Annotated in this window: 21 protein-coding genes and 1 tRNA gene; 11 read left to right on the top strand and 11 right to left on the bottom strand. The window is 73.7% G+C overall.

The genetic code is table 11. The features are described 5' to 3' along the window. Window positions 1-8: 8 nt before the first annotated feature. Window positions 9-341, bottom strand: coding sequence for a GNAT family N-acetyltransferase (locus tag ACI79T_RS03430; protein ID WP_456608647.1), 333 nt, complete (start codon window positions 339-341; stop codon window positions 9-11). A gap of 173 nt (window positions 342-514) precedes the next feature. Between ACI79T_RS03430 and ACI79T_RS03425 the strand changes: the two genes are divergently transcribed. Then, a tRNA-Arg gene (locus ACI79T_RS03425) sits at window positions 515-590 on the top strand. Between the two features lie 211 nt (window positions 591-801). Then, window positions 802-3,540 (top strand): SpoIIE family protein phosphatase, encoded by a 2,739-nt coding sequence (locus tag ACI79T_RS03420; protein WP_456608646.1) that lies wholly within the window; start codon window positions 802-804, stop codon window positions 3,538-3,540. Between the two features lie 28 nt (window positions 3,541-3,568). Here the strand turns inward: ACI79T_RS03420 and ACI79T_RS03415 are convergent, their stop codons facing one another. Beyond that, the gene (locus ACI79T_RS03415) at window positions 3,569-4,576 is read right to left on the bottom strand and encodes an anti-sigma factor RsbA family regulatory protein (protein ID WP_456608645.1); all 1,008 of its coding nucleotides are present in this window, start codon (window positions 4,574-4,576) and stop codon (window positions 3,569-3,571) included. Between the two features lie 577 nt (window positions 4,577-5,153). Between ACI79T_RS03415 and ACI79T_RS03410 the strand changes: the two genes are divergently transcribed. From ACI79T_RS03410 to ACI79T_RS03400, 3 genes are read left to right on the top strand one after another with little or no spacing between them, the layout of a single operon-like run. Further along, on the top strand, window positions 5,154-5,849 hold the full coding sequence (locus ACI79T_RS03410; protein WP_456608644.1) for a LuxR C-terminal-related transcriptional regulator: 696 nt from the start codon (window positions 5,154-5,156) through the stop codon (window positions 5,847-5,849). A 46-nt stretch (window positions 5,850-5,895) separates the two neighbouring features. Next, window positions 5,896-6,252 carry a hypothetical protein gene (locus ACI79T_RS03405; protein ID WP_456608643.1) on the top strand — a complete coding sequence of 119 codons (357 nt, stop codon included), beginning with the start codon at window positions 5,896-5,898 and terminating at the stop codon, window positions 6,250-6,252. A 53-nt stretch (window positions 6,253-6,305) separates the two neighbouring features. Then, entirely contained in the window at window positions 6,306-6,752 is a 447-nt protein-coding gene (locus ACI79T_RS03400; protein WP_456608642.1) for an SRPBCC family protein, read from the top strand. Between the two features lie 21 nt (window positions 6,753-6,773). Here ACI79T_RS03400 and ACI79T_RS03395 read toward each other — a convergent pair whose 3' ends face one another. After that, on the bottom strand, window positions 6,774-7,787 hold the full coding sequence (locus tag ACI79T_RS03395; RefSeq protein ID WP_456608641.1) for an ion channel: 1,014 nt from the start codon (window positions 7,785-7,787) through the stop codon (window positions 6,774-6,776). A gap of 124 nt (window positions 7,788-7,911) precedes the next feature. Here ACI79T_RS03395 and ACI79T_RS03390 point away from each other — a divergent pair, with 124 nt between their 5' ends. Then, window positions 7,912-8,757 (top strand): NAD-dependent protein deacetylase, encoded by an 846-nt coding sequence (locus ACI79T_RS03390; protein WP_456608640.1) that lies wholly within the window; start codon window positions 7,912-7,914, stop codon window positions 8,755-8,757. 99 nt (window positions 8,758-8,856) lie between these two features. Then, complete coding sequence (locus tag ACI79T_RS03385) at window positions 8,857-9,771, top strand: MSMEG_6728 family protein (RefSeq protein ID WP_456608639.1); 915 nt, start codon at window positions 8,857-8,859, stop codon at window positions 9,769-9,771. Here the strand turns inward: ACI79T_RS03385 and ACI79T_RS03380 are convergent. After that, a complete protein-coding gene (locus ACI79T_RS03380) occupies window positions 9,768-10,181 on the bottom strand; it encodes a PaaI family thioesterase (protein ID WP_456608638.1) in 414 nt (137 codons plus the stop codon). The genes ACI79T_RS03385 and ACI79T_RS03380 overlap by 4 nt on opposite strands. After that, window positions 10,178-10,537 (bottom strand): VOC family protein, encoded by a 360-nt coding sequence (locus ACI79T_RS03375; RefSeq protein ID WP_456608637.1) that lies wholly within the window; start codon window positions 10,535-10,537, stop codon window positions 10,178-10,180. The genes ACI79T_RS03380 and ACI79T_RS03375 overlap by 4 nt, the downstream gene beginning before the upstream one ends. A 138-nt stretch (window positions 10,538-10,675) precedes the next feature. On the opposite strand from ACI79T_RS03375, the gene ACI79T_RS03370 reads away from it, so the two are divergent. Then, window positions 10,676-11,368: a YbaK/EbsC family protein gene (locus ACI79T_RS03370; RefSeq protein WP_456608636.1), complete on the top strand. Its 693-nt coding sequence runs from the start codon at window positions 10,676-10,678 to the stop codon at window positions 11,366-11,368. A 7-nt stretch (window positions 11,369-11,375) separates the two neighbouring features. Here ACI79T_RS03370 and mscL read toward each other — a convergent pair whose 3' ends face one another. From mscL to ACI79T_RS03340, 6 genes are all read right to left on the bottom strand, one after another. Continuing rightward, window positions 11,376-11,792, bottom strand: coding sequence for a large conductance mechanosensitive channel protein MscL (gene mscL / locus ACI79T_RS03365; protein ID WP_456608635.1), 417 nt, complete (start codon window positions 11,790-11,792; stop codon window positions 11,376-11,378). A gap of 46 nt (window positions 11,793-11,838) precedes the next feature. Further along, window positions 11,839-12,462, bottom strand: a complete 624-nt coding sequence (gene cpaB / locus ACI79T_RS03360; RefSeq protein ID WP_456608634.1) for a Flp pilus assembly protein CpaB — start codon at window positions 12,460-12,462, stop codon at window positions 11,839-11,841. Between the two features lie 88 nt (window positions 12,463-12,550). Beyond that, window positions 12,551-12,892: an FmdB family zinc ribbon protein gene (locus tag ACI79T_RS03355; RefSeq protein ID WP_456608633.1), complete on the bottom strand. Its 342-nt coding sequence runs from the start codon at window positions 12,890-12,892 to the stop codon at window positions 12,551-12,553. 309 nt (window positions 12,893-13,201) lie between these two features. Beyond that, the gene (locus ACI79T_RS03350) at window positions 13,202-14,143 is read right to left on the bottom strand and encodes a DMT family transporter (RefSeq protein ID WP_456608632.1); all 942 of its coding nucleotides are present in this window, start codon (window positions 14,141-14,143) and stop codon (window positions 13,202-13,204) included. A 55-nt stretch (window positions 14,144-14,198) separates the two neighbouring features. Then, complete coding sequence (locus tag ACI79T_RS03345; RefSeq protein WP_456608631.1) at window positions 14,199-14,930, bottom strand: B3/B4 domain-containing protein; 732 nt, start codon at window positions 14,928-14,930, stop codon at window positions 14,199-14,201. Continuing rightward, on the bottom strand, window positions 14,927-15,520 hold the full coding sequence (locus ACI79T_RS03340; protein WP_456608630.1) for a helix-turn-helix domain-containing protein: 594 nt from the start codon (window positions 15,518-15,520) through the stop codon (window positions 14,927-14,929). Before ACI79T_RS03340 ends, ACI79T_RS03345 begins: the two co-directional genes overlap by 4 nt. Before the next feature lie 192 nt (window positions 15,521-15,712). Between ACI79T_RS03340 and ACI79T_RS03335 the strand changes: the two genes are divergently transcribed. The 3 genes from ACI79T_RS03335 to ACI79T_RS03325 are packed head-to-tail and all read left to right on the top strand — an operon-like array spanning window position 15,713 to window position 18,985. After that, entirely contained in the window at window positions 15,713-16,162 is a 450-nt protein-coding gene (locus ACI79T_RS03335) for a helix-turn-helix transcriptional regulator (protein WP_456608629.1), read from the top strand. A gap of 5 nt (window positions 16,163-16,167) precedes the next feature. Then, window positions 16,168-16,578 (top strand): VOC family protein, encoded by a 411-nt coding sequence (locus ACI79T_RS03330; RefSeq protein WP_456608628.1) that lies wholly within the window; start codon window positions 16,168-16,170, stop codon window positions 16,576-16,578. 16 nt (window positions 16,579-16,594) lie between these two features. Further along, on the top strand, window positions 16,595-18,985 hold the full coding sequence (locus tag ACI79T_RS03325; RefSeq protein WP_456608627.1) for an ATP-binding cassette domain-containing protein: 2,391 nt from the start codon (window positions 16,595-16,597) through the stop codon (window positions 18,983-18,985). Window positions 18,986-18,989 lie beyond the last annotated feature (4 nt).

Raw genomic sequence — 18,989 nt, 5'->3', positions numbered from 1 at the left:
GGTGGCGATCAGCGAGCGGCGGTCTCCAGCCCGAAGTGCGGGCGGTCGTCGACGGCGACCAGGTCCATCAGCTCGGGGTGCTGGTGGATGTAGTGGCGGATGAACGAGCAGTACGGCAGCACGGTCAGGCCTCGCTCCCGGGCGGCGGCGAGGACCTCGGCGACCAGCGTCGTCCCGATGCCCTGGCCACCGACGGAGGGATCGACCTCCGTGTGCGGAAGGGTCATCTGCCCGTTCTCGACGTGATAGCTGGCGAGTCCGACGACCCGCTCGCCCTGCCGTACCTCGAAGCGTCCCCGCTCGGGGACGTCGACCACCGTGGTCTCCATCGTCGTGTCCACCCTCCCTGACCTCCGGCGCCGTTGCCGGAGCTCGGTATGTGCCCCAGCACGGTAACCCCCTGGAACGGCGCCGTCTCTCTTCCGTACCGACGAGTCAGGTGCGGCGAGGGTTCCGCCGGGCCACCCGATAACCTCTCGGCGAAGGTCCGGGCGCGGGTCGAAGCGCACCCGAGGCCCCCGTAGCTCAGGGGATAGAGCATCGGTTTCCTAAACCGTGTGTCGCAGGTTCGAATCCTGCCGGGGGCACCAGCGGGACGTCCGGTCAGGCGGCCGTCGAGTGGATCGACGGGGCCTGGTGTCGGATGTCCATGACAGAGGCCGCGGCCTCGTGGCGAGGGGCTCGGGTCCGCGGTCGTTGCTCGAGACTGCACGTCGTGTCATGGAGCGACATGAGCCTGCACAGTGCCCTGTCGGACAGTCAGCGCCTACAGTTGGCCGCCCGAGTGCCCGCCAGGCGCTGATGGAGAAGGGCCACACCGACGCAGCTGGGCGGCTGCAGGACGAGCTCGACGACATCGCCCATGCCATCGAAGACGTCGACCACCGGGCGGCGAACATCCGCGCTGGTTGGTCTTGGGGGAACTCTGTGACTGGCTCGCTGCCTGCGGGCACTGCGCTGCCGGCGCGGTCGGATCCGGCGTTCGAGCGCTTCGCGCGATTGGTGCGCCGGCAGTTGGCCGTACCGGTCGCGCTGGTCACCATGGTGTCCGTCGAGGAGCAGGTGTTCCCCGGCGCGCTGGGGCTGCCCGAGCCGTGGCAGTCCACCCGCAGGACACCGCTGAGCCACTCCTTCTGCCAGCACGTGGTGCGCTCCGCGTCCCCGCTGGTGATCACCGATGCCCGCACCGACCCGCTGGTCGCCGACAACCTCGCGATCCCGGACCTGCACGTCATCGCCTACGCCGGCGTGCCGGTCACCGACGCCGACGGCGTGGTGGTCGGCTCGCTGTGCGCCATCGACAGCCGGCCACGTACCTGGTCGGCCGATGACATCGCAGTGTTGACCGACCTGGCCGGCGCCTGCAGCTCGGAGCTCCACCTACGGGCAGCACAGCAGCGCGCCGACGAGGCCACGGCCCGTGCGCAGGAGTCCGCGGCGCAGGCGCGGCAGCTGCAGGCGCAGCAGGAGGTCGACCGGTCCCGGTGGTCGCTGGCGCTGGACGCCGGGCAGGTGGGCACCTTCGACCTGGACCTGGCCACCGGCGAGCTGATCGTCGACGACCGCCTGCTGGACCTGTCGGGGATGAACCGGGCCGCCTTCACCGGCCGCCCCGAGGACGTCTACGCCCACGTCCACCCCGACGACGTCGCCGACGTCATCGCCCGTGTCCAGCACGCCGTCGACGCGGCAGGGACCTACGACGCCGAGTACCGCATCGTGCTCGCCGACGGCTCCCACCGGTGGCTGGCCGCCCGCGGTCAGGCGCTGACCGACGGCGAGGGCAGGCCGGTCCGGCTGCTGGGGACGGCGTGGGACGTCTCCGACCGCCGGCGGGCGCAGGACCGGCTGGCGCAGCTGGTCGCCTCGATGGCCGTGGGGTTCATCGCGATGGATACCGACTGGGTCATGACCCACGTCAACGCCGAGGCCGAGCGGGTCACCGGCACGCCGGCCGCCCGGCTGCTGGGACGTACTCTGTGGGAGGCGTTCCCGGCCGCCGTCGGCACCGAGTTCGAGGACCACTACCGCCGTGCCGCCGAGAGCGGTCAGCCGGTGGTCTTCGAGGCCTTCTACCCGCCGCCGCTCGATCTCTGGGCGGAGGTCCGCGCAGTGCCCAACGCTGCGGGGCTCTCGCTGTACTTCCTCGACATCACTGCCCGCCGTCGCGAACAGGAGCTGTCGGATCGGGCGGTGGAGCGGGAGCGGCTGCTGTCGCGGATCACCGAGGAGCTGTCGGCGACCCTGGACGCCGCCGAGGCCGCCCGCCGGCTGACCCGGCTGGTGGTGCCCGGCATCGCCGACTGGTGCGTCGTCACGCTCATCGACGACGACGAGGCCGGCGGCGACCGCCGGGCGCTGCGCAACGTCACCTCCTGGCACCACGACCCGCAGCTACGGGACGCCGTGGACGCCTACGCACAGGCCCGGCTGGGTGCGCTCCGTGATGACGCCCTGATCGTGCAGGCGATGCGCACCGGGCAGCTGCAGCTGCTCACCCGGGATGCCACGGCCAGGGGTGCGGCGATGATCCAGCCCGGGCCGGTGCGGGACCTGGTGAAGCAGCTGGCACCGGAGTCGGTCGCCGTGCTCCCGCTGCCGGGCCGGAACGGGCCGGTCGGGCTGCTCACCCTCTGCACCGGCACCGAGTGGGGTGCCTTCGCTCCGGCCGACCTGGTCACCGCCCGCCACGTCGCCGCCCGCGCCGGCCTGGTACTGGACAACGCCCGCCTGTACCGGCAGCAGCGCGACCTCGCCGAGGGGTTCCAGCGGTCCCTGCTGACGCCTCCGCCGGAGCCCGACCACCTGCAGATCGTGGTCCGCTACGTGCCTGCGGCGCAGGCCGCCGAAGTCGGCGGGGACTGGTACGACGCCTTCATGCAGCCCGGCGGTGCCACCGTGCTGGTCGTCGGTGATGTGGTCGGCCATGACGTCGAGGCCGCTGCTGCGATGGGACAGATCCGCAGCATCGTGCGCACCGTCGGGGCCCTGGATCACGGCGGACCGGCGTCGGTCCTGCGCCAGGTCGAGGAGGTGATGCAGACGCTGCAGTCACCGATCCTGGCCACCACCGTGGTGGCGCGGCTGGAGCAGACCGACGACGAGCGTGCGGCGGGGCTGACTCGGCTGTGCTGGTCGAACGCCGGGCACCCGCCGCCGATGGTGGTCACCGCCGAGGGCGTGGTGACTGCGCTGACCACCGAGCGCACCGACTTGCTGCTCGGGGTGGACGCCGAGGCACCGCGGCGGGAGTCGGAGGTGACGCTGGACCGCGACGCGGTCGTGGTGTTCTACACCGACGGGCTCGTCGAGCGCCGTGACTCCGATCTGGACGTCGGCACCGCCCGGCTGCAGGCCGCGCTGGCCGACCTCGTCGGCTCCGGCCTGGATGAGCTGTGCGACGAACTGCTGGCCCGGATGTTGCCCGAGGCGCCCGGCGACGACGTCGCCCTGGTCGCGGTGCGGCTGCATCCGCAGGACCAGCCGCGCCCGGCCGAGGCCGGCCCGCACCGGGTGCCGCGAGGGTTCCCGGTCGACTGAACCCGGGCCCCGGTGTGCGGGCCCGGGTTCAGGTCCAGCGGGTGGTGAGCCGGATGCTGGACCCGTGCTCGTCGCGGCGCAGGGCCACGTGGTCGCACAGCTGGCGGGCCAGCCACAGGCCCATGCCGCCGGCGGAGAGGTCTGCACCGTGCGCGGGCCCGTACCCGGCGAACGGGTCGGCCGGGCCGGTGCCGGCGTCGCGGATCGTGCACACCAGCTCCCCGGGTGCGGTCCACAGCCGCAGGCCGACCGGGCGGCGACCGTGCCGCAGCCCGTTCGACGTCATCTCGTCCACGGCGAGCAGGAAGTCCTCGATCAGGTCCTCGGGGCCCTCCGCGGCGCTCAGCAGGCGGCGAACGGTACGCCGCAGGCCGATGAAGTCGGTGACGTCGTCGACGGCGAGGGCGGGCGGGGTGCGCTCCAGCGGTTCATCGGGCACCGGCAGGCCGGCCAGGTAGTCCACCGGGTCGAGGTAGTCCGGGTTGGCCGTCCGGCCGGCGCCGGTGATCAGGTGCGGGTGGGTGTGCCGGGCGGTGGTCAGCAGCGGCTCGGGCAGTGCGGTGTGCATCAGGCACAGCCCCCACAGTGGCGTTTCGGCGAACGCGGTGTTGATCACCGCTTCGTATCGCTGCCACTCGTGCCAGTCGGCCGTGGTGGTGCCGAAGTCGACCTCGCCGACGACCCGGACCCGCCGGCCGGGGCCGGCCTGCTCGGCCAGTCCGCGGAAGGTGGTGAGCGCGGTCGGCGTGCGGGAGCGGTAGAGCGCGTGCCGCTCGAGCACCAGGACCAACGGGTCGTGCCCGATCGCGTCGCAGAGGGCGGCGGTGGCTTGCGGGCCGGCGGCGATCACCGCGCCGTCTCCGGCGGCCAGCCCCTCCAGCAGGAACGGGGCGGCGACGGCGGCCAGGTCCTCGACCGAGTCGTAGAACAGTCCGTCATGCCGGAAGCCCGGCCCCGCGCAGCCGCTCGGCCCGGTGCCGGTCGCACTGCCGTGGCGTTCGGTGCTCCCCGTGGTGTCGAGGCCCAACGCGTCCAACCCCCATGTCGTGCCGCGCACACTCAGTAGGGGCGGCCTGCTCCACGGTAGACGCCGTTCCGTATCCGGTCACCCGAGCGTGTGTCGCGGCGCGCCCGGCCGGAGCCGTGGCGGTCAGGGCTTCAGGAGCTCAGTGTCGCCGGTGAGCCACTCCAGGACGACGATGCCGGCGGGTCCTGCGGCTGGTCGCCCCGGTGGATGAGCACGCTGCGCACCAGCCGCCGCAGCGTCTCCGGCGCCGGGTCGCCGACGGCCAACGCGGGCCGATGAGATCAGCCAGCCCCTGCTCGCCGAAGAACTCCCCGTCCGGGGGACCGGGCCTCGGTAATCAGCGGCTCCTCGGTCGGGTCGAGGAGGTCGGGGCTGCCGCAGCCGGCCACCAGGACGACGACCGCGCCCAGGACGGCAGCACGCTCCGGCGCTGCCGGCGCCGGGCGATCGGGTCGCGCACGCCGCGCGGCGTAGCCAGGCGGGGCCCGTCCGGACGGAGCCCGGAAAACTGCTGCTCAAGCAGTGAGTTCACCCGGTCGATGGAATGCAGGTCAGGTCATCACCGAACGTGAGCGGAGCCACCAGCGTGTCCATCTCCAGCACCGGCGTCACCCGAGTCCTCGTCCTCGCGGACGCCCCGGTCCTGCGTCGCGGCCTCGTCGGGATGATCGACGAGACCGCCGGCATGCAGGCCGTCGGTGCCGCCGGGGAGACCCGGCGCGCGGTGCCGCTGGCCGAGTCCGCCCGTCCCGACGCCGTGGTGGTGGAGCTCGGCTCCGGGCGCGGCGTCACCCTGAACGCGATCCGCGACGTGCGCCGCCGCTTCCCGCGGACGGCGATCGTGGCGGTGGCCACCTCCGAGGACCCCGCCGTGGTCAACGAGGCGCTGGCCGCCGGTATCCGCGGCTATCTGCTGATGAACACCTCCGCCACGCTGCTGGGCTGGGCCATCCTGGCCGCTCGCGCCGGGCGCACCGTCGTCGACCCGCAGATCCGCCGGGTCGAGGGCGGCGCCGCGCCGGTGGGCCGCGAGCTGACCCCCGAGGTCCCGCTGACCCGCCGCGAGTCCGACGTGCTCGACGAGCTGATCCTGGGCCAGTCGAACCGGAAGATCGGCGAGAACCTGTTCATCTCGGAGGACACCGTCAAGTCCCACGTCAAGGCGATCCTGCGCAAGCTGGGCGCCCGCGACCGGGCACACGCCGTCTCGATGGTCCTGTCGGCCCGCAACGGCTGCACCTGCGGTGCGCACAGCCTGACCGCCGCTTCCGTCGAGGTCTGACCCGAGGCCACCGCCGCGCATGCCCGGCGGGGTTACCGTGCTGGGCATGGTCGGCGTCCTGGCGGCTGCGCTGCTGCTCCTCCTGCTGGCCGGGATCGTCGTCTGGATCGTCTCGGTCCCGCAGCCGGCGGGCCGGCCGCTGCCCGCCAGCGAACGGGTGTGGCGGGAGCGGGCGGTCGCCGCGGCCCGCTGGCACGCGGCGCACGACGAGGTCGACGGCATGACCCGGGTGCTGCTGCGCCGCAGTTGCCCCGGGCCCGACGGGCACCCGGAGGTGCTCGAGGAGCGGGTGTTCGACACCTTCCCGCCGGACGACCCCCTGTGGGAGGCGCGCTTCACCGAGACGATGGCCGGTGCCCGGTTCCGCTGCTCGTACCTCAACAACGAGGAGGAGCAGGCGTAGCCACGGGGGAGGGGGCAGGCGCGGCCGGTCCGGCGGCGGGCAGGATGGGCGGCATGGGTCAGGTCGTCGCCACCACCGAACGAGTCCTGCGGGCACCGGCGGACGTCGTCCGTGCCGCGCTCGCCGACTACGCCGTCACCCGGCCGAAGGTGCTCCCCGAGCAGTACAGCGAGTACCGCGTGGACGCCGGCGGGCAGGGGGCCGGCACGAAGGTGCACTGGCGGCTGCAGGCCACGTCCAAGCGGGTGCGCGAGCAGGACGTCGTCGTCTCCGAGACCCCGGACGGGGCGCTCGTGGAGACCGACACCAACTCCAGCATGGTGACCACCTGGACCGTCACACCCGCGGACGCCGGGGTCAGCACGGTGCGGGCACGCACCACCTGGACCGGCGCCACCGGCATCGGCGGCTTCTTCGAGCGCACGTTCGCGCCCAAGGGCCTGGCCCGCATCCAGGACGCGATGCTGACCCGGCTGGAGCAGGCGGTCACTCCCGGCTGAGCAGCCGGTACCGGCCGTCCGTCAGGACGACGAGCGGTCGTCCCCGGGCCACCGGTAGCCGGCCGCCCCGATCCGCCGGGACAGCTCATCCCGGACCTCGGCGTACGCGGCGGTCTGCCGGGCCAGCTGCGCCGAGTCGACCTCCAGCCCGGCTCGGCCGATCTCCGCCGGGTCGAGCGCCGGCGCCGCCGGGGAACGTCCACCTCCGGCCGCGGGGGCGTGCGTGACGTACTGCTGCACGGCGGAGACGACCGATCGGCGCAGCCCGGCAGGAAGCCGGTCGGCGGGGTCGGCGGACGACGACAGCACCAGGGTCGCGTCGAGCAGCACCGCGACCGCGGGGGCGGTGCCGAGCTCCGCCGCCCGCGGGCGGTAGGCGTGCAGCAGGGGATAGGCCCGGTGCTGCTGGGCCAGCGTCGACAGGGTCGCGGACAGCGACGACAGGGACACCACCGCCGGGACCGCCGACCCGGGTACGGCGAGGCCCGCCGCCATCTCCGCGCCGCTGCCCCCGAACCCGGTGACCTGGGACGCAAAGCTCCGCTTGCCCACCACCGCGGAGATCACCGAGGTCAGGTACGAGACCCCGAGGGTGATCAGCAGCATCCCGGTCAGCGCCGCGGCCATGGTGGCCAGCTGGAAGCCCGCGCCGGCGGGCTGGTACCCGCCGTTGCCCAGGGTGGCGACGCTGTAGCCGGCGAAGTAGAACCGCTCCCAGACCGACGCCGGTGCTCCGCTCGAGGAACCGACGACCGCCTCCTCGTCGCCGAGGAAGACCAGGGACCAGCCCAGCCAGAGCAGGGAGAACCAGGCCCCGACCGTCGCCGCGATGACGACGACTCCGGGGCCACCGATGAAGCGCACCGGGGCCGCGTCCGCGACGGCGGGCCGCCGGGCCAGCCGCCAGACCCCGTCGGTGATCAGCCGGGTCAGCGGGCCGGGACCGCTGGCCACCGCGAGCGTCGTCCGCACCTCGTCGACCACCGCGAAGGCCACGATCGCCAGGCCGAGGACGTCCCACCACCACCCGGTCACGCGACGCCCCCGCGGCGGGCGGGGTCGCGACGGCGGGTGGTCGGGACGGACGGCGTGCGGACGACGGTCGGCCTCCTCGATCGGGCCGGCGGCGCATTCGCGGCTCGGCAGGGACGATGGCGGAGTGACCGTAGCGACCTCTCCTGTGGAGGGCCTCTCCGAGCTCGCCGGCCTGCTCGACGACGGCGGTGCGCTCGTCCTCTCCGGTGCCGGGCTGTCCACCGACTCGGGCATCCCCGACTACCGCGGCGCGAGCGGGTCGCTGCGCCGGCACACCCCGATGACGTACCAGACCTTCACCCGTGATCCCCGTGGCCGGCACCGCTACTGGGCGCGCAGCTTCGTGGGCTGGCGGCAGATCGCCGAGGCCCGGCCCAACGCCGGGCACCGCGCGGTCGCGGAGTTGCAGCAGGCCGGGGTCGTCGGCGAGGTGATCACCCAGAACGTCGACGGGCTGCACCAGGCCGGTGGCGCCCGCGACGTCCTGGAGCTGCACGGCGGGCTGGACCGCACCGTCTGCCTGGCCTGCGGCGACGTCGCCTCGCGCGCCGCCCTCGACCTGCGGCTGCGGGCGGTCAACCCCGGTTTCCGGCCCGAGCCGACCGACGAGGTGAACCCGGACGGCGACGTCGAGCTGCCCGAGGAGGCGCTCGACGGGTTCGTGATGGTGGACTGCGTGGCCTGCGGCGGCGGCCCGCTCAAGCCCGACGTGGTCTTCTTCGGCGAGACCGTGCCGCGGGACCGCGTCGACGCCTGTTTCGCGCTGGTCGACGGCGCCCGGTCGCTGCTGGTCCTGGGGTCGTCGTTGACGGTGATGAGCGGCTACCGGTTCGTCATCGCCGCCGCCAAGCGCGGCATCCCGGTCGCCATCGTCAACTCCGGGGCCACCCGCGGCGACGCGAAGGCCTCGCTCAAGGTCGACGCGCCGCTGGGTGCCGTGCTGCCCGAGCTGGCCCGCCGGCTGGCATGACCCGGGAGGTCGAGCGCACGGGAAACGGCCGCTGGATCGTCGACGGTCGGCGGGCGCTCGGCGGTTGACCCGGCGCCCGCAGGGGCAGGAACGGCCGCGATGCAGACCTTCGTGCCGGTGGCCGACTTCGAGGAGAGCGCGCGGCTGCTCGACTCCCCGCGCCTGGGCAAGCAGCGGGTGGAGACCCTCCAGATCCTCCGGGCGCTGGAGCTGCCCGACTACGGCTGGGCCAGCCACCCCGCGGTCGCCATGTGGCGCGGCCGCACCGCGGCGCTGGTGAGCTACGGGCTGGCCATGGTGCGGGTCTGGCGCGAGCGCGGCTTCGCCGACAGCACCGAGACGCTGATCGGCGAGTTCGCTCCCGACGTCGTCGGGCTGCCGCAGGCGGAGCTGGCGGCCGCCGGTCTGCTCCCGTCGTGGATCGGGAACGAGGCGCTGCACCGCTCGCACCGCTCGAACCTGATCGCCAAGGACCCGGAGTTCTACCGCGGCCCGTTCACCGAGCGGTTCGGCCCCGAGCCCGACGACCTGCCCTACCTGTGGCCGGGCCCGGACGACCTGCCGCCGGCGCCCGAGCCCGAGGGCGTGCGGGTGTGGGTGGTGCGGCCCCGTGCGCACAACGAGCTCGGCGCCTGCCTGGCGGCCGGGGTCATCGGGCTCGGCACCCAGTCGGGCATCGACGTCGACGCGACCGGGCTGGATCCCGCCGAGCTCCGCGCGCTCGCCAAGGAGATCTCCGGACGCCGCCCGGCCAAGGACCTGCGCCAGCTGTCGGCCTTCCTCGACGAGATGCGACCGGGTGACCCGGTGGCGCTGCCCATCGAGCACGGCGCCGGGCTGCTGGTCGGCGAGGTGGTGGGGGACTACCTGTTCCAGGGACGGGAGCTGCTGCCGCACCGGCGGTTCGCGCGCTGGGACCGGGTGGTGCCGCGGGCGGCCGCCCGGCCACCCGCGACCCTGCAGGACCCGCGCGCGCTGTTCCAGGTCGTGCTGGACCCGGCGGTGCTGGGCTAACCCGGCAGCGGGACGTTCTGCAGCCGCACCTGCCCGCGCGCGACCAGCGTGCCGTCCTCGGCGCGGGTGAGCAGCACCTGCCACAGCTGCTGGGTGCGCCCCTGCTGGATCGGCTCGGCCACGACGTCGAGCCGGCCGCTGGTGGTCGAGCGGATGAAGTCGGTGTTGTTGTTCACGCCGACGGAGAACTGCCCCTGCTCCCGCACCGCCGTGCTCGCGCCGATGCTGGCGGCGGATTCGACCACCGAGCAGTAGACGCCGCCGTGCACGACGCCCCACGGGGTGTGCTGGTCGGGGCCGAGGTCGACGTGCCCGGCCACCCGGGTGCCGCTGCTCTCGGTGACGGTGAACTTCATGGCCGCCACGAACGGGCTGGCGACGGTGACGGCGACCGGCCGCTCCCCGCTCACGCGTCCCACACCAGGCAGAAGGGGTGGCCCACCGGGTCGGCGTAGACGCGGAAGTCGCCGCCGCCACCGGGCAGCTGCCGGGCGCCGAGCGCCAGCGCCTTCGGCTCCGCCTCCTCGATGTCGGCCACCCGGATGTCGAGGTGGAACTGCTGGGGGCGCTCCGGATCCGGCCACGCGGGGGGCTGCAGGTCCGGCGCCTGCTGGAAGGCGATGCGGTACCCGGCGCCGGTGACGACGACCCAGTCGTCGCCGGGCCCACCCCTGCTCACCTCCATGCCGAGCAGATCGGCGTAGAAGCCGGCGAGCGCATACGGGTCGGGTGCGTCGATGACGACGGAGTGCAACTGACCGATCATGGCCCCATCCTGGCGCTCCGGGACGGCGGCGGACAGCCGGATCCCGGACGGCCTCCGCGGCGATGCCGCCACCCCCGGGCTGCGCGCGGGCGCCCCGGTGCCCGAGGATCGACCCGTGTCGTCCCTCTCCGCTGCCCGATGACCGCCCCCGCTCTCGGCTCGCTTCGCTGGCTCCCGGCCGCCGACCGGCCCGACCTGCTGGCCCCGCCGGTCGCCGCGGCGCTACCGGGGCTGCCCGGCGCTGCGTGGGTCGCCGAGATCGCCGAGGACCTCGCGGACACGGCCGCGTTCTCCGAGGCCTACGACGTGCCCCTCGCCGCCTCGGCCAACTGCGTCGTCGTCGCGGCCCGGCGGGCGGGGGAGACCACGCTGGCCGCCTGTCTGGTGCTGGCCACCACCCGCGCCGACGTCAACGGGCTGGTGCGCCGGCACCTCGGCGCGCGGAAGGCGTCCTTCGCACCGCAGGACGTCGCCGTCGCGGAGAGCGGCATGGCCTACGGCGGGATCACCCCGGTGGGGTTGCCCGGGGCCTGGCCGGTGCTCGTCGACCCCGCCGTCGCTGCGGCGGAGCTGGTGGTCATCGGCTCGGGCACCCGGGGGAGCAAGCTCGCCGTGCCCGGGGCGCTGCTGGCCGGGCTGCCCGGCGCGGTGGTGCTGGAGGGGCTCGGCCAGCCGTTGCCGGCGGCCCCGTCGGCGCCGGCTCCCGTCCTGCCGCCGCGCGAGCGGGCGCCCGACGAGAGCGACGTCGGCTGGGGCGAGCGACCCTCCGACGGCTCTGACGACGATCGGCGCTACCTGGAGGACCGGCCGCCGCACTGGGGCAGCGACTGATCCCGGCTCAGGGCGTCGGGGGACGGGTCGGAGCCGCCGGCCCCAGGCCCTGCTGGGCGCGCAGCAGGTCGCGGATCTCGACGAGCATCTCGACCTCCGTCGGACCCACCGGGCCGGGCTCCTCGCCGCGGGCGCGGCGGTCGAACAGCCGGCGCACCGGGAGCACCACCACGAAGTAGAGGATCGCCGCGGTCAGCACGAACGTGATCACCTGGCTGAGGAACGCGCCCCAGCTGAAGGTCTGGCCGTCCACCTGGAAGGTCCCGCCCAGCTCGCCCCCGCCACCGACCAGGCCGATGAGCGGGGTGAGGAATGACTCGGCGAAGGCGTTGACCACGTCGGTGAACGCCGCGCCGATCACCACCGCGATGGCGAGGTCGACGACGTTGCCGCGGAACAGGAACTCCTTGAAACCCTTCAGCACGCCGCCCATCCAAGCCGCCCGGGCCGGGGTCCGCGCGGCCGGCGGGTCAGGGCGGCGGCAGGCTGACGGTGAGCGTGGCGCCGGCCGAGGCGGCGGCGAGCCGCGCCGCGGTGGCCTCGTCGACGGCCAGGACCAGCAGGCCGGCACCGGGGTCGTCCGCCTCCGCCGCGGGCGCGGCCAGGACCCGCGCGCCCTCGGCCACCCGATCGGCGGAGGCCGCCTCGGTCCCGGTCGCGAGGACGTCGACCCGGTCGCCGGCGCGGACCAGCGCGGCGACCGTCAGGTCGGCCAGCCGCACGGGGGCCGCCACCTGCCCCGGCGGCAGCAGCGCGCTCAGCCCGGCGCCGACCAGCCGGGCGTCGCTGAGCGGCTCGCCGCGGCGGACGTGCCCGGCCAGGACCCGGTGCACCAGCAGCTCGGGGGTGCCGACGACGCCGTCGGGCACCGTCCCGGGCGGCAGCCGGACCAGCGCGAGGGAGGCCGGGGTCAGCGCGGTACCGGCGGGCAGGTCGGTCGCGGCCACGACCACGGGGACGCCGGCCGGGGCGGGGTCCGCCGCCGGCGCTGCGGCGGGCCGGAGGGCGAGCACGAGCGCCAGGGCGGTCAGCAGGGCGGCGGCCGCCCGCCGGGCGGCCAGCAGCGGGGAGCGAGGGCGACGCAGGCGCGGCATGCCCCGACCCTGCGCGCTGTGGACCTCCGCGAGCCGGGCCCGCGGCGATCTGTGGAGAGCAGGGCGCCCTGTGGACGACCCGCGGCCGTCAGTTGGCGGCCTTGGCCCCGCTGCCGGACGACGACGTGGTCGAGGAGCCGGCGGAGCTCGACGAGCCCTCCTTGCTCGACGAGCTCTCCTTGGCCGGCGCCGGCGTCGAGGTGCCGCTGGACGAGCCGTTGCCCGCGGTCTCCGACGCCGAGCTGCTCTTCCGGCTGTCGGTGCGGTAGAAGCCCGACCCCTTGAAGACGACGCCGACCGAGCCGTAGACCTTGCGCACCGGGACGCCGCACTCGGGGCACTCGGTCAGGGACGGGTCGCTGAAGGACTGCACGACCTCGAACTCGTGCTTGCCCTCGGGGTTGGTGCAGGCGTACTGGTACGTGGGCACGGTCGTGCTCTCCCTGGTCGAGCGGAGGTGGGCGCCGAGTTGGCACTCGCACCCGGCGACTGCCAATGATGCGCCATGCCGGTACCGCGCGTCCACGCGCGTGTCGGCGAGTGTGAGGTTTGCGCCGTCCGAGGGTGCGATTGCGGCAGCTTCCGAGGACGGCTTTGCGGCGGCGAGGGTGACTTGCGACCGATGTACCCGCTGCGGAGCCCGGCGGGGGTGTCGTTGCGCCCATAGGCGGCACGCACGCGCGCCGGCACTCCCGGGACACGCCCCTGCGGTTTGGCGAACGACGCCCCGACACGCGCGTTATCGGCGGCAAGCCGGTTCGACGTCATCGCGGCGGCGGCGAGGCTCCCGGGTTCGGGGCTTGAGCTCGCTGACGAGTACGCCGGCGACGATGAGGGCGGCGCCGACGATGGCGAGGCCGGGCAGTCGTTCGCCGGCGAGGCGCCCGATGACGCCGCCCCACACCGGCTCACCGGCGTAGATGACCGTGGCCCGGGTCGGGGACACCGACTGCTGGGCCCAGTTCATGGTGATCTGGATGAGGCAGCTGGCGGCGCCGAGACCGATCGCAGCGGCGAGCCAGAGCCAGGAGAAGGACGGGACGGCCTCGCCGACGACGGGCATCATCGCCACCGACAGGGCGCCGCCGACGAGCAGCTGTACGACGGTGATCCGGCCGAGGTCGACGGTGCCGGCGTACAGGCCGATGAGGACGATCTCCGCGGCGATGGCGACGGTGCTGACCAGCGTCAGGATCTCTCCGGTGCTCAGCGTCAGCCCCGCCGACCCAGGGTCGGCCAGGAGGACCAGTCCGGTGAAGGCGAGCGCCACCCCGGCCCAGGCGGCGGGCTTGGGTGCGCGGCGGAACACCGCCCACTGCAGCAGCGGCACGAGCGGGACGTAGAGCGCGGTGAGGAAGGCCGAGGTGCTGCTGGGGATGGTCTGCAGGCCGATGGTCTGCAGCGCGTAGCCGCCGAAGATCGTCACGCCGATCGCCGCGCCGGCACCCAGCTCCCGCCGGGTCAGCCCGGTCAGCGTCCGGCGGAAGATGACCAGGCTGATCGCGCCGGCGGCGAGGAAGCGTAGGCCGACGAAGAGCAGCGGCCCGCCGTGCTGCATGGCGAGGTGGACGATGAGGAACGTGGCGCCCCAGACGGCGGTGACGGCGATCAGCGCCATCTCCTGCCGGCTGAACCGGACACCCCAGCGGGGACGACGCCTGGTGTCCAGCGTTGCGCTCACCCGTCGGCCGGCCAGGCGCGTGACGGGTCATCGTGGGCGTCGTCCCGGGGGTGGATCAGCATGGTGCAGCTCCGTCGGCGCGGGTGATCAGCCGGCGGTGGAAGGTGGCGTCCGGGCTGAAGGTGAGCAGGCCCTCGGTGAGCGCGTCGGCTGCGGCGTGTGCGTCGTCATCGGTGAGCGGATCGAGCACGTCGAGGATGAAGACGGCACTGGTGGTGGCGGTGGTGATGCCGGTGCGGGTGCACTGCCGCCAGTTCCAGCGGCGGCAGGTGACGCCGGCGTCGTCGCGCCAGACGACCTCGCCGACCTCCGGGTGCTCGACGACCGCCTCGCCGCCGGCGATGGTGTCGAAGGCCTCGGTGCCGTCGGCGCGGACGAGTCGCGGCGGGCTGGCGTAGGCGGCCTGATCCTCCCCACCGAAGGGCAGCATGGAGGCGATGGAGACGGCGTTGTAGACATCGGTGATCCGGTCGATGCGCGGCAGGCCGTTGGGGTCGAGCCGGCGCATCAGCGCCTCCACGCTGGGCCGGGTGCGCTGCGGCTTGGCGCCGAAGGCCCGGTAGGCCTCCCGCCACGCGGCGAGGTGCGGCAGCTCCTCGGGCTTGCGCCCGTCGAGCCGCTCCCGCGCGGTGGTCTCGGCGGCGGCGAGGACCTGCTCGCTGACCTCGTCGCTGGGGCCGCCCTGCAGGCCGTCGGCGGTCAGCAGCACCACGCGGTAGTCCGGCCGCAGCGCGAACACGGCGTCGTCGACGGTGGCGGCGGCGAGCCACTGCTGGGGGTCGGTCATGAATGGCTCCCGGTGACGTGGGGCTGGAACACGGTGAGGGCGAAGCGGGCAGGGCCGGCGGCGTCGGCGGGGGTGGCGTAGCCGTGGGCGACGTCGCCGGCGAAGGCCGCGGAGTCGCCCACGGTCAGCCGCTCGGTGCGGTCACCGACGCGCAGGTCGACTGCGCCTTCCAGGACGAGCAGCAGTTCCCGGGTGCCGGCGCTGTGCGCCTCGCTGGTGTTCGCATCGCCCGGCTGCAGCGTCCAGTCCCACAGCTCGACGACGTCGGGCGGCTGGGTGCCGGCGACCAGCACCGCCTGCCCGCCGTGATCGCCGTGCCACAGCACTGGCGCCCGCCCGGCCGCGGTCACGGTGAGGGCGTGCGGGCGCTCGACGTCGACCAGCACCGGCAGCCCGACACCGAGGGCGTCGCTGATCCGCAGCAGCGTGGCGATGCTCGGGTTGCCCTCGCCGTGCTCGATGGTGATGACCATGCGGCGGCTGACCCCGGAGCGGTCGGCCAGCTCATCCAGCGTCCAGCCGCGGGCGGTCCGGTGCTGCCGAACCCGCCGCCCGATCACCTCGTTGACCGCGACCACTTCGGCCATCATCTGAGCCGCCTCCCTCGCGTCATCTCGACGGGACGCAGCTACGCCGCCTCCTAGAGTGCAACATACTGCATCAGGAGGTGTGGTGATGGCTGTGCAGGGGCACCGGTCGAACGACGCGGGGCTGCGGGTGGAGACCCGGCTTGAGGAGGAAGCACCGGGACGGCGTCGCCGCGACGTGGCACGATCCCGGGCGTGACCAGCGGATCCGCCGCAGATCAGCGGCTGCGCGACCTCGCGCGGCTGCGCCGGATCCGGGACCGGATCGACCGGGAGTACGCCCAGCCGCTGGACGTCGAGGCGCTGGCGCGGGGCGCGCACGTGTCGGCCGGTCACCTCAGCCGCGAGTTCCGGGCCGCGTTCGGCGAGTCGCCCTACGCCTACCTGATGACCCGCCGCATCGAGCGGGCCATGGCGCTGCTGCGGCGCGGCGACCTCAGCGTCACCGAGGTCTGCTTCGCGGTGGGCTGCTCGTCGCTGGGCACGTTCAGCACCCGGTTCACCGAACTGGTCGGCATGCCGCCGAGCGTCTACCGGCGCCAGGAGGCACGCGCGACGGAGGGGATGCCGTCCTGCGTGGCCAAGCAGGTGACCCGACCGGTCAGGAATCGAGAAGCACCGGCCCCGGAGCCGTCCCTAGCGTGACCGCCATGGACATCACCATCCACTCCAGCTTCCTCCCGCACACCGATCCGGAGGCCTCGCTGGCCTTCTACCGCGACGTGCTCGGATTCGAGGTCCGCCTCGACGTCGGGTACGAGGGGATGCGCTGGATCACGGTCGGCCCTCCCGGGCAGCCGGACACCGCGATCGTGCTGCACCCGCCGACCGCCGGCCCAGGCCTCACCGACGAGGACAAGCGCACCATCCTCGAGCTGATGGCCAAGGGCAGCTTCTTCGGCGTCAACCTGGCCACGGCGGATCTCGACGGCACCTTCGCGACGCTGGAGCGCGGCGGCGCCGAGGTCGTCCAGGAGCCCACCGACCAGCCCTACGGCCTCCGTGACTGCGCCGTCCGCGACCCGGCGGGCAACATGATCCGCATCCAGCAGCTGACCTGAGCGGCACGGAGGCACGATGAGCACCGACACCAGGACGGCGCCCCGGGCGGCCGCGCCGCACCCCGCCGACGGCCACGACCTCATCCGCGTGCAGGGCGCGCGGGTGAACAACCTCAAGGACGTCAGCCTGGAGATCCCGAAGCGCCGGCTGACGGTGTTCACCGGGGTCTCGGGCTCGGGCAAGAGCTCGCTGGTGTTCGGCACCATCGCCGCGGAGTCGCAGCGGCTGATCAACGAGACCTACAGCACCTTCGTGCAGGGCTTCATGCCGACGCTGGCCCGACCCGAGGTCGACCTGCTCGACGGCCTCACGACGGCGATCATCGTCGACCAGGAGCGGATGGGCGCCAACCCGCGCTCGACCGTGGGCACGGCCACCGACGCCAACGCGATGCTGCGCATCCTGTTCAGCCGGTTGGGGGAGCCGCGCATCGGCTCGCCCAACGCCTACTCGTTCAACATGCCCTCGGTGAGCGCCAGCGGCGCCATCACCGTCGACCGCGGCGCAGGGAAGACGAAGGCGGAGAAGGTCACCTTCACCCGGCTCGGCGGCATGTGCCCCCGGTGCGAGGGGATGGGGTCGATCAACGACTTCGACCTGTCGGCGCTCTACGACGGGTCCAAGTCGCTGAACGAGGGCGGCCTGATGGTCCCCGGCTACAGCATGGAGGGGTGGTACGGCCGCCTCTTCCAGGGCATCGGCCTCGACCTGGACAAGCCGATCGGCACGTACACGAAGAAGGAGATGCGCACCCTCCTCTACGAGGAGCCGACCAAGATCAACGTGGAGGGCGTCAACCTCACCTACGAGGGCGTGATCCCGAAGGTCCAGAAGTCGATGCTCTCCAAGGACGTCGACGCGCTGCAGCCGCACGTCCGGCGCTTCGTGGAACGCGTGGTGACCTTCCAGACGTGCCCCGACTGCGGTGGCACCCGCCTCACGCAGGAGGCCCTCTCGTCGAAGATCGGCGGCAAGAACATCGCCGACCTCTGCGCGATGCAGATCAGCGACCTCGCCACCTGGGTCCGGGACCTGCGGGAGCCCTCGGTGGCGCCGCTGCTCGCCGGGCTGCAGCACCTGCTCGACTCGTTCGCCGAGATCGGGCTGGGCTACCTCTCGCTCGACCGGCCGGCCGGCACCCTGTCCGGCGGCGAGGCGCAGCGCACCAAGATGATCCGCCACCTCGGGTCGTCGCTGACCGACGTCACGTACGTCTTCGACGAGCCGACGATCGGCCTGCACCCGCACGACATCGAGCGGATGAACGACCTGCTGCTGCGGTTGCGGGACAAGGGCAACACGGTGCTCGTCGTCGAGCACAAGCCGGAGACGATCGCGATCGCCGACCACGTCGTCGACCTCGGTCCCGGCGCCGGGACCGGCGGTGGCGAGGTGGTGTTCGAGGGCGCCGTCGAGGAGCTGCGGACCAGCGGCACGCTCACCGGCCGGCACCTCGACGACCGGGTCTCGGTGAAGCCGTCGGTCCGCACGCCCTCGGGCGCGCTGGAGGTGCGCGGCGCCGGTACGCACAACCTGCGGGATGTCGACGTCGACATCCCCCTCGGGGTGCTCGTCGTCCTCACCGGGGTGGCCGGCTCCGGCAAGAGCTCCCTGGTCCAGGGTTCGGTCGCCGGCCGGGACGGGATCGTGGTCGTCGACCAGGGCGCGATCCGCGGGTCGCGACGCAGCAACCCGGCCACCTACACCGGCCTGCTCGACCCGATCCGCAAGGCGTTCGCCAAGGCCAACGGGGTGAAGCCGGCGCTGTTCAGCGCCAACTCCGAGGGCGCCTGCCCCACGTGCAACGGGGCCGGTGTCATCTACACCGACCTCGGCGTCATGGCGACCGTCGAGTCCCCCTGCGAGGAGTGCGAGGGCAAACGGTTCCAGGCGGCGGTGCTGGAGTACCGGCTCGGCGGGCGGGACATCGCCGAGGTGCTCGCCATGCCGGTGGCCGAGGCAGCCGAGTTCTTCGGCGAGGGCGAGGCGCGCACGCCGGCCGCGCACACGATCCTGGAGCGGCTCGCCGACGTGGGGCTCGGCTACCTCACCCTCGGCCAGCCGCTCACGACGCTATCCGGCGGGGAGCGGCAGCGGATCAAGCTGGCCACCCAGATGGCGGAGAAGGGCGCCGTCTACGTCCTCGACGAGCCGACGACCGGCCTGCACCTGGCCGACGTCGCGAACCTGCTCGGCCTGCTCGACCGGCTGGTCGACGCCGGCCGGTCGGTGATCGTCATCGAGCACCACCAGGCGGTCATGGCGCACGCCGACTGGATCATCGACCTCGGACCCGGAGCGGGGCACGACGGCGGCCGGGTCGTCTTCGAGGGCACACCGGCCGACCTGGTGGCCGCCCGGTCCACGCTCACCGGCGAGCACCTCGCGGCCTACGTCGGCGCCTGACGGA

Source organism: Blastococcus sp. SYSU DS0619 (assembly GCF_054051035.1).
Note: the sequence above shows the minus strand (reverse complement) of the source record. Positions and strands in the feature narration are given on the sequence as shown.